Source organism: Absiella sp. AM29-15, assembly GCF_003434225.1.
GTDB lineage: Bacteria > Bacillota_I > Bacilli_A > Erysipelotrichales > Erysipelotrichaceae > Hoskinsella > Hoskinsella hominis.
Map to the genome: position 1 here is coordinate 1 of NZ_QVFL01000033.1, position 10,353 is coordinate 10,353.

Annotated in this window: 10 protein-coding genes; 9 read left to right on the forward strand and 1 reads right to left on the reverse strand. The window is 33.6% G+C overall.

Annotation, left to right across the window (positions count from 1 at the left end):
• The first annotated feature begins 173 nt into the window (after positions 1-173).
• The 5 genes from DW761_RS20505 (at position 174) to DW761_RS20525 (ending at position 4,925) form a co-directional block, all read left to right on the forward strand.
• Positions 174-815: a hypothetical protein gene (locus DW761_RS20505; protein ID WP_117519210.1), complete on the forward strand. Its 642-nt coding sequence runs from the start codon at positions 174-176 to the stop codon at positions 813-815.
• Positions 816-1,144: 329 nt separating this feature from the next.
• A complete protein-coding gene (locus tag DW761_RS20510) occupies positions 1,145-1,885 on the forward strand; it encodes a hypothetical protein (protein ID WP_117519211.1) in 741 nt (246 codons plus the stop codon).
• A 257-nt stretch (positions 1,886-2,142) separates the two neighbouring features.
• Positions 2,143-3,441, forward strand: a complete 1,299-nt coding sequence (locus DW761_RS20515) for an ATP-binding protein (protein ID WP_117519212.1) — start codon at positions 2,143-2,145, stop codon at positions 3,439-3,441.
• A gap of 235 nt (positions 3,442-3,676) precedes the next feature.
• Entirely contained in the window at positions 3,677-4,135 is a 459-nt protein-coding gene (locus DW761_RS20520) for a shikimate kinase (protein ID WP_117519213.1), read from the forward strand.
• An 85-nt stretch (positions 4,136-4,220) separates the two neighbouring features.
• Positions 4,221-4,925 (forward strand): class I SAM-dependent methyltransferase, encoded by a 705-nt coding sequence (locus DW761_RS20525; protein ID WP_117519214.1) that lies wholly within the window; start codon positions 4,221-4,223, stop codon positions 4,923-4,925.
• A 22-nt stretch (positions 4,926-4,947) separates the two neighbouring features.
• Here the strand turns inward: DW761_RS20525 and DW761_RS20530 are convergent, their stop codons facing one another.
• A complete protein-coding gene (locus tag DW761_RS20530; protein ID WP_117519215.1) occupies positions 4,948-5,931 on the reverse strand; it encodes a hypothetical protein in 984 nt (327 codons plus the stop codon).
• Between the two features lie 137 nt (positions 5,932-6,068).
• On the opposite strand from DW761_RS20530, the gene DW761_RS20535 reads away from it, so the two are divergent.
• The 4 genes from DW761_RS20535 to DW761_RS20550 form a co-directional block, all read left to right on the forward strand.
• Positions 6,069-6,386 (forward strand): hypothetical protein, encoded by a 318-nt coding sequence (locus tag DW761_RS20535; protein WP_233513149.1) that lies wholly within the window; start codon positions 6,069-6,071, stop codon positions 6,384-6,386.
• A complete protein-coding gene (locus tag DW761_RS20540; protein WP_117519218.1) occupies positions 6,367-8,454 on the forward strand; it encodes an SdrD B-like domain-containing protein in 2,088 nt (695 codons plus the stop codon). The genes DW761_RS20535 and DW761_RS20540 overlap by 20 nt, the downstream gene beginning before the upstream one ends.
• Positions 8,455-8,619: 165 nt before the next feature.
• Positions 8,620-9,033 (forward strand): peptide deformylase, encoded by a 414-nt coding sequence (locus tag DW761_RS20545; protein WP_117519216.1) that lies wholly within the window; start codon positions 8,620-8,622, stop codon positions 9,031-9,033.
• A gap of 161 nt (positions 9,034-9,194) precedes the next feature.
• The coding region (locus DW761_RS20550; RefSeq protein ID WP_117519217.1) for a diguanylate cyclase at positions 9,195-10,353 on the forward strand (1,159 nt) is incomplete at its 3' end.

Genomic DNA, 10,353 nt, shown 5'->3' on the forward strand with positions numbered 1-10,353 from the left:
TAGCTATATTCCTGATTTTTGTTTTTGTCAATACCCTTAACTTATTGGCATTGAAAAATATGAATATTTTTGTTTTTAATTCCATATAATAGTTAGTTTAGAAGATGTAAAAACAGTCTCGTTACTTATTATTATATTGTATGTAAAAACAAAAAGTAAATCTGGAGGATGAAATGGCGGGATTATCGAATAAAAATAGTTTTCGATTTATGAAAAAGAAAAAAGGATTATCATATTGGATTTTAATTATTATTGGTGTAGTAATTGTTTTTATATTTAGTTTTCCTTTATTGTTATATTTTCCATTTGTTAGAGATATTGTTAGTTTATATCTTTCGTTTATTCCAAATCTTGATTATAAGATTGCGTTTATATCATTGTTAGGTACTTTGCTAGGAACGACAATAAGTATTGTTGGTGCATTAGCTCTACAAAATATTTTTAACAAGAAAGAACAGAATAAAGAAAGAATTCAAAAAGAAAAACTAGGAGTTGACTTTTTTCATAGGTTTTTAAGGACAGAATTTTTTTCAAATGTAAACGTGCTTCTCAATAAGATTAATAAAATTGAAGGTTCTCTTAATTTAACGTACGAAGAAATATTGAAAATGAAAAAGAAAATCGAGATTGAAAAGTTTAATAGACATTTTGAAAGACTTTTAAACCTTAATCAGGAATTAACTTTTATTTTATCGAGGATTTATGAATTGATTGAAAAAATTAATGATGCTGATGGAGAAATATCTATATCTGAAGAAGAAATAAATGAATTTATTATGTTTTATAATATCTTTCAAAACAGATATAATCATTAGAAATCCATATTAAGTGTTTGAAAAAAATCAACAAGAGGTTACTGCAACTCATAGCAGTTACGAACACCCGAATTATGTGGAGACCGTTTGCTTGCTGTCAAAGAAAGTTTTGTAAATCAAAGTGGTACAGCGATTTGGTTCAGATATGAGGCTGTGTTTTTATGTTTGGGTGGACTGAAATTTGTTTGGTGTTAATGAGGTGGGGTAATAAAAAAATGAAAGTTTTGGCAAAATTTAGATATGAACAGATTTTTCAGCGATTAAACTAATTATGTTAAGATGGGAATAAGGAGTTTAGGTGCCAAAGCGAAAAAAATAGGGAGATTGCAATGTTAGTAAATCAAAATGTGGATGCTTATGACCGAAAGACGGGGACGTACATTGTTGCATATATTGATCTTTTAGGAGTCAGTAATAAAATAAAGGCAGCAGATCAACAATTGGCAATGAATAAGTTACATAATTTATATACGTTTTCTATAGATTTAACAAAGGATATTCAAATTGATGAGAATAAGGATATTCAGTTTAAGATTTTCTCGAATAATATTATTATAGCAAAAAAATTGTCCAATGAGATCTTTCAACGCAAACGGGATATAAGGAGTTTATTAATGTGTGCAGGACATTTTCAAGAGTTAGCCGCAAGTGATAGTGTTGGCTGGCTTTTGCGTGGAGGCATTTCGATAGGACAACTCTTTATAGATGATGTGATGGTTTGGGGTGAAGCACTTTTGAAATCGTACTATTTGGAAGACAAGATTGCAAATTATCCTAGAATTATCATTGAAAAGAAAGTTGTTAATGAAATCAAACAAGATAGTCAGTTGTGTGAATTTATAAGAAAAGATTTTGATAATCTTTATTTTTTGAATTTTCTTAATAATTGTTATTTTTGTGGACAAATGTTAATGAATGGTTTTAAAAAAATGCAAAAAGAAGTGGGAAAAGGCATAGATGAAAAGACTTATCAAAAATTTTGTTGGCATATGAATTTTGTTAATTCTGAGTTAGATAGGAAAAATGATAAAAAAGATAGGAAGTATAGGCTCTCAATGGATTTGGAGTAGAGATATAATTAAAATATAGTTGTATGTAAAATTGAAAATCGTATAAAAATCCTCTAGCATAGAGGAGAACTCTCATAAAGGTATGATAAAATATTCAGTTGATCTTGGAATGTACTAGATTTGAGTTAATTATAACTTGATATATACGGAAAAATCTTTTATTCGTTGTAAAAAATGTTGGTATAGTACAAAATATCGCTGTATAATTCGGAATAATATGTCATAATATGCTTGAAATAATTTAAGGTGGTGTGGATATGTACCGAATTGCAATTGAAAAATTATATCAATGGAAAAAAAGCAAACGACGTAAGCCAATAATAATTGAAGGAGCGCGGCAAGTAGGAAAAACTTGGATTATGAAAGAGTTTGGTAAACAGGCATATGAAAATACCATATATATTAATTTTGACTCTAATTCTAGAATGGCGGAACTCTTTGCATCAGATTTAGATACAGAACGTTTGATTATGGGATTAGAGTTGTATTCGGGTAGAAAGATCAATCCGGAAAATACGCTACTAATTTTTGACGAGGTACAGGAGGTGCCAAGAGCGTTAGCATCTCTTAAATATTTTTATGAAAATGCACCACAGTATCATATCATTTGTGCAGGTTCTTTTTTAGGAATTGCTTTGCACGAAGGGACATCTTTCCCCGTAGGTAAAGTTGATTTTTTGAAGCTTTATCCATTATCTTTTAAGGAGTTTTTAATGGCAACCGAAAAAGAACGTTTTGCTGAGTTGATGAACACGCGCGACTTTGATATGATAACAAGTTTCAAACAAACGTATATTGATGCTTTAAAACTTTACTACTTTGTCGGTGGTATGCCGGAAGCAGTGCAATGTTTTGCTGAGAATAAAGACTTTAATGAGGTTCGTGCGATTCAAAGGAGGATACTTGAAGCTTACGAACAAGATTTTTCAAAGCATGCTCCTTATGAACTTGTTCCCAAGATTCGTATGATATGGAACAGCATTCCCTCCCAACTTGCAAAAGAAAATAAAAAATTCATTTACGGTCTTGTACGTGAAGGTGGGCGTGCAAAAGATTATGAAACTGCAATTATGTGGCTAACAGACTGTGGACTTGTGCACAAGATTAGCTGTGTTAATGCAGCAGGAATTCCGTTAAAAGCCTATGAAGATTTAAAGGCATTTAAGCTTTTCGTGCTTGATGTAGGACTTCTTGGATGTATGAGCGGACTTCGGCAGCGCACTTTACTTGATGGCAATGCCCTTTTTGTTGAATTCAAAGGTGCTTTAACTGAACAATATGTCTGTCAGCAATTAAAAACAATTGATGATTTAGGTATTTATTATTATACGAATGATCGAGGTTCTTGTGAGATTGATTTTATCGTTGATACTGGAGAGCAGATTATTCCAGTTGAAGTAAAAGCAGAAGTAAATCTTAAAGCTAAGAGTCTTAAAACATATCGAGAGAAATTTTCACCTGAAATTTCCGTTCGCACATCCATGGCAGATTATAAAAAAGAAGATGGACTTATCAATCTACCTCTTTATGCGATAGAACAGATTTCTACTATATAAAATTTCTTGTATATGATGAAGATAGTTCAGATTAAGATATATATGAAACAAAGTATGCTACACTTATGGAAAAAGTGGAACGATTAATTGTTGATCACTAGAAATCGCAAGAAACAAGGGTTAATGAAAAAGACATAAAGCTACACATAAAGAGAAAATAATGGAGAATTATTTATAGCTTAAGAAAGGAGAAAGATTATTGTTATAAGGCTAATAGAATAATCTAGATTATGTTATGAAAATATTATTATTTGGTGTTTCTAATGTAGGTAAGACAACATGTGCTAAATTATTAGCAGAAAAAATTGGTTATACTTTTTATGATTTAGATGAAGAAGTAAAAAAAGCATTACATACAACACTTGAAGATTTTATAAATAATACGCCTACGCTTTATCAAAGAGATCAAATACGTGGGCAAATTATTAAGAAGATCGTGAATCGAACAGACAAAATTGTTTTTGCAATTACACCAATGACATATATCGATTCTATTCAGGATATATTGAAAAGAAAAAACGTTTTGGCGATTGAATTACGAGATACTCCGGAAAATATATTTAACCGATTGGTTTTTTCAGATGAAAACGATGTTATTTATGAGGATAGAGATTATTGTGAAAAGTATAAAGATCATTATTTAAATGAAATTGATGTGCAAGACACTGCGACTTTTGTTTGGGAAATTGTATAATCGAATTTCATTAAAAAGTAATCAATGAATTTTGAAGTAAAATACTTTATGATAAGAAAAGCTTAACCATTAGAGAAGTTTTAAAATGGATGATAAAAATAAAGAAAGTTTAGAAGCATGGGAAGAAAATGCAAAGTTTTGGGATGAGGCAATGGGAGATGAGTCAAACAAATTTCATAGAGAAACAGTACGTCCTAAAGTAAATGAATTGTTAGATATTCAACCAGATGATTTCATTTTAGATATCGCATGTGGGAATGGAAATTATTCAGCATATCTTGCTAATCAAGGTATTTCTGTTGTGGCATTTGATTATTCAGCAAATATGATAGAATTGGCGAAAAAACGTCAACACCGATACCTAGAGCAAATTAAATTCTGTGTAGCTGATGCGACTAATGAAAGTAGTCTTTTGGCTTTAAGAAGAAAGAAGCCTTTCACAAAAGCAGTTTCCAATATGGCAATTATGGATATTTCAGATATAGAACCACTATTTAGAAGTGTAAATCAAATGCTAATAGATCAAGGATCCTTTGTATTCGCAACACAGCATCCATGTTTTGTCACTTTAACAAAGCAATACATGACACCACATAGTTATTATGGGGAAGCGATTACTGGGCAACCCAAAGAACAGTGCTATTATCATCGTCCGATGCAGGATATATTCCATCTTTGCTTTGCATGTGGTTTTGTAGTTGATGGTTTTTATGAGGAATGTTTCGCTCATGAAGAAATCCCGGAAATCATCATTGTAAGAGCAAAGAAGATAAAAGATATAGAAAAATAAAACTAGTGGACATTTTTGTTCACTAGTTTTCACAATCCTCACAATCATTTATACATTGATCTATTTCTAATACAGCATTTAATTTAGCAAATAAAACCTGTTCCAGCATGGTAACATCCGTTACTGTTTTACGAACAGATTCATTTACTTCCAAGAGTTCACAGACATTACTGGCGATTTCAACCGCCTTTTGTATTTTTTCACCTTCTGCATTTAGAATATGAGAAAGTGCAGCTTCTATGCAGGCAATGGAAGAAAGCAATCGGCAAACACTGTCTGATCGATTACAATCATCCAGATCACAAGCACATGGCTTACATTGACATGGTTTTAAACAGCATTTTATAAAGCATGGACATCCATCTTTTCCGATGATAAGAAACAGAAAACATAACATATCACATGTTTTCATTCGTTCATAATCCCATATAATATTCATGATCTGATAAGGACAATCAATTGGATAGCTTTCCAAAAGAGTGCCATTTAAAGATTGAAAATCAAGAAACTGCATGTCATTATGTGCGTGAAGTGTTAAAAAAGCATCATCATAACTTAATACAGATGCGAATGTACCAATGATTGGCGCATATTGATTTTGTATTTGACCATTTTTTGTGATTTCCATAACGCCTTCGTAAAAGGAAATAAAAAGGGTATCATGGATATCATCACAGGATAAACCCATAATATCAATATTTTTATCTATAGGTATGGTAAAAGCACTTTGTTCATTTAAATTTTCATCAAGACAATACAGAATATTTGGATGCGCATGATCACTTGCCCAAAAACAATAATTTACAGAATCATAACAAATAGCGGAATAATCACGACATGTTTCATAAGATGCCATAAATGAAAAATCTTTTTGATAGATATGAATACAAGGAGCATTTGATAAGGTAAAATAATATGCATTTCCATCATATGCAACGCCTTCATATGTATAAGGCTGTCCACAGGATAGGCAGATACATTCTTCAAATTGTAATGTAAAGTCCATAATAATACCTCCATTTATGTTTCATTCTCTGTATTGTATGTCGATATATGAAGAAACATTCTTTTTTTATGAACCATATCATGCTTAAAAACATATACTGAAGTATACAATCATGTTTTATACAAGGAGGATACACTATGGGAATGCCAGTGATTACGCCTGGAGATCGTACAGGTGAACAAGCCATAACAGATTTAATAGAATCTATCGCAATGCAGGAACGTGCTTTATCACATATCCTGAATGCAGAATCAGAAAAAATGCAGACAGTGATCAATATGGAAGGTGTTACAGCACAACAGCTTTTACAACTGAATCGTTCTGTGGAACAGATGGTCAATACTGCAACAAGGCTGGAAACAATATTACAGACAAAGTTAGAGCTTGTGGATATGATAGATGCCACATGTTTTGATGAAGTGGGGGTGAATGGCAATGGCAACAATATCAGGTAGCGTAATTTTTGATAGAGATCGCAGCTTAAGCATATCTTCTCAGGATTCAGGGATTGCTGGGATACCTGTTGTTCTTCAAAATACAGTATCAGGTATGCGTTTGGTTGTATTAACGGATACAAATGGGAATTATAGTTTTATCAATGTACCAGATGGCAGTTATCGAATTGTGGAAGCTTATGGTGAAACAGGCGGTGTGACTTCACCCGGAGATTTTGCGAATGCCGTAGTTGGAAATATACCAGAAGGTGTCAATCCTCCAGTATCAGCAGTAAGTAATCCTCCTACAGGAACTACCAATATTGATTCTTTAACACCAGATACACTTTTTGTTACAGTAGCTGGTAATGAATTAACAAATCAAAATTTCTATAATGGACCTGTTATTTATACACCTATTGAAGCAATTATTGATGAATGTGCTATTATTTCAGGTGATAATCTTATCAATGTCGCAGATGAAGGTACGTTTGGCACATTCCCTGCGGGAACATCTGCTAATACAGGTGCACCAACAGAACCATATCCGGGTGTAACACCAGACTTCACATATGTTTTACCAAATCCTGCCGTATTTACACCTCTGGATGGAGAATATACGGTACAAAATATTATGAATAATTCCATGAGTGCAGAAATTGGCGCATGGTGGAGGATTGCAGATCATACGATTGGTAATGAAACCGGACGTATGATGATTGTAAATGGCTTCAACCCAGGTGCAGTCTTTTTCAGGGATACGATACAGGTAAAACCAAATACAAATTATTTATTTCGTTCATGGATATTGAATTTGTTTCGTGTGAATGGCTATCCAAATCCTGAATTAGGTGTACAGATATTGGATGAAAATGGTGGTGTATTATATAGTGCCACACTTGGAGCATTGATACCTGTCAACACAAATGCACCGGAATGGAAAGAAGTCGGGACGGTTATAAATTCACGCAATAACACAAGTTTAACTGTTGAATTTTTAAGTGAAGGACCTGAAGTTGTTGGAAATGATTACGCAATTGATGATATCGCATTTAATGAAATTTTAATACGAGAATTTATACCAGTAAAAACAGCCAGTACTTCAACTGCATTTATTGGTGAAGAGTTTCAATATACGATTACTCTGGAGGATCCTTGTGGCAATCCTCTTACAAATGTGTTCTTTCAGGATATGATACCAGCAGGACTAAGTTTTGTGGAGGGCAGTGTGATTGTGAATGGTATTTCTCAGCCACAGGCAAATCCCGATACTGGTTTTATAGTACCGGATGTTCCTGTACAAGGCAGTGTGACCATCACATTTACTGTAAGGGCAGATTCTATACCAGTTATAAATCCTACTTTAAATCATGCAAATATGCGATATTCGTATACACCGGTGGAAGGTGGTATTCCACAAGAATTTGAAGTAGAAACCAATGAGGTACCTGTGACGATCGCTGGAGAATTAGCTGATATTTCCATAACGAAATCAGCAAGTCCCAGTCCTTTACAGCCAGGGCAACCACTAACTTATACGATTATCGTTCGTAACGCGGGACCATCTATTTCAGAAAATGTGGTATTAACAGATACAATACCTGCTGATTTATTAAATCCTGAATATTCCATTGATGGCGGCACAAATTTTTTGCCATGGACAGGAAGTCTGAATCTGGGAAATTTAAATAATCAGGAAACCCGCACCATTTTCATTCGTGCTGATGTATCAGAAACAATAAATTCTTCTATCATAAATACTGCGCAAGTCACATCACAAACACCTGATCCCAATTTGGATAATAACACAACAACCATTACAACACCTTTATTTACTGCACGTTGTCAGGCATGGACAGATATCATAGAGTCCATCGCTTTACAGGAAAGTGCACTTGCGAATATCTTACAGGGGGAAGGAAGCAAAATGCAGGAAGTCATTCAAATGGAGAATACTACCACACAACAGCTGTTTCAATTGAATTGTCGTGTCACTGGTTTGGTGGGGGCAATCTCGCGTTTGGAAAATATATTACAAATGAAATTACAGTCCGCAACCAATCATTTACAGGATTGTGAAATCTTATAGATATAGGAGCACTTGATTAAGAAATCAGGTGCTTTTTCTTATAACAGTACAAATATCAAAGGAAGGCTGAGGGAATAAACTTTTAAAACAGTATAGGATTTTCAGCATTGATATTCTATATCTAAAATCATATAATTTATATGAAAAATATGAGGAGGAAGCAGTATGATAAAAGATATCGTAAAAGATACATTTATTTTAAGTCAGCCATGCAGCGAAGCAACAGAAAAGGACAGTTATGTAATAGAGGATTTGTTAGATACCATAAAAGCTCATGCACAGACATGTGTTGGCATGGCTGCCAATATGATTGGTGTTACCAAACGGATTATCGTGATATTTGATGAAAGGGAATATTTGATCATGGTAAATCCTGTGATTTTGAAAACATCTGGAAAAGTGTATAAAACAATGGAAGGATGTCTTTGTCATACAGGCGAAAAGGAAGTCAAACGTCATGAGAAAATCAAGGTTCAGTATTGTGATAAAAACTTTAAAATAAAGATAAAAACCTTTACCGGATTTCAGGCACAGATCATTCAACACGAAATTGATCACTGTAATGGGATTCTAATCTAACAGGAGCATATCCTGTTTTTTTTGAAATTGATGGTTAAAAATGTATAAATTGGTAAGGTTTAGGGAACCGTTTATGAATTCCATGGAATTGCTTTTACAGAAAGTTACTCCTATGTTAAAATAAGAATATATTTAAGGGAATAGGAAAAGAGACGAGAAGTATGTTTAAAAAACGAAAGCTAACGATCAATTTTATGTCACTTTCTGTCTTACCACTTTTGGCATTTGGTGTAGTGATTACCATTATTATGTCATTCGTCGCCTATGACAGCTTAAGTGAAGAAGTTGAATATAGTTTAAAAGTGCTGGCATACAGCAGTTACAATGTTTTAGATACGAAGTTTCCTGGCACATATGCAGAAGAAAATGGTCGTATGAAAAAAGGGGATGTTTTTCTTGACGAGCATATTGATGAGATGGATCGTATTAAAAAGATGTCTGAAGCAGACGCTACTTTGTTTTTTGGAGATACACGATATTTAACAACGATTTTAAATGAAGATGGAAAAAGAGCCAAGGGCACACATGCGAGTGCGGCTGTTAAACAACAGGTAATAAAGCAGGGAGAGGATTATTTTTCTGATGATGTACAGGTAAATGGGATGCAGTATTATGGCTATTATATCCCAGTAAAGCAGCAACAGGATGTGGTTGGTATGATGTTTGTGGGGAAGCCCCGTCATCAGGTAATTGCCCATATCGTGAAAACAATTTATGTTATTATTGCCTGTGCAGTTGGCGTTATGGCGGTTGCGATTTTGATTTCTGTTTATTATAGCAGAAAGACAATCTTTGCGTTAAATAAAACAAAAGTATTTTTAGGGAATATCGCCCAGGGAGATATGACAGCGAAAATTGATCCATATGTATTAGAGCGAAATGATGAAATTGGTGAAATGGGAAAATTTGCGCTGATACTACAGGATTCTATTATGGAGCTGGTAGGGAAAGATCCATTGACAGGATTACATAATCGAAGAAGCTGTAATGTTGTGATTGATAGTTTACTTGAAAAAGCCAAACAGGGACATGGTACATTTGCACTTGCGATGGGAGATATTGACTACTTCAAAAAAATTAATGATACCTATGGACATCAAAGCGGAGATGAAGTCTTGCGGCAATTATCTAGTGTTTTATCGGCGCATATGGAACATTTAGGTTTTGTTTTCCGCTGGGGTGGTGAAGAGTTTGTTTTAATTTATGAAGATATGAATAAAAGTGAAGCATATGAACACTTGCTAGAGCTGCAACAAGAGATCAGAAATATGGATATCGTACTAAATGGTGAAATCATTCATGTATCCATTACATTTGGCA

Coding starts and splice junctions, on each gene's coding strand:
- DW761_RS20505 (WP_117519210.1), top strand. CDS start 174: ATGGCGGGATTATCGAATAAAAATAGTTTTCGATTTATGAAAAAGAAA.
- DW761_RS20510 (WP_117519211.1), top strand. CDS start 1,145: ATGTTAGTAAATCAAAATGTGGATGCTTATGACCGAAAGACGGGGACG.
- DW761_RS20515 (WP_117519212.1), top strand. CDS start 2,143: ATGTACCGAATTGCAATTGAAAAATTATATCAATGGAAAAAAAGCAAA.
- DW761_RS20520 (WP_117519213.1), top strand. CDS start 3,677: ATGAAAATATTATTATTTGGTGTTTCTAATGTAGGTAAGACAACATGT.
- DW761_RS20525 (WP_117519214.1), top strand. CDS start 4,221: ATGGATGATAAAAATAAAGAAAGTTTAGAAGCATGGGAAGAAAATGCA.
- DW761_RS20530 (WP_117519215.1), bottom strand. CDS start 5,931: ATGGACTTTACATTACAATTTGAAGAATGTATCTGCCTATCCTGTGGA.
- DW761_RS20535 (WP_233513149.1), top strand. CDS start 6,069: ATGGGAATGCCAGTGATTACGCCTGGAGATCGTACAGGTGAACAAGCC.
- DW761_RS20540 (WP_117519218.1), top strand. CDS start 6,367: ATGGCAACAATATCAGGTAGCGTAATTTTTGATAGAGATCGCAGCTTA.
- DW761_RS20545 (WP_117519216.1), top strand. CDS start 8,620: ATGATAAAAGATATCGTAAAAGATACATTTATTTTAAGTCAGCCATGC.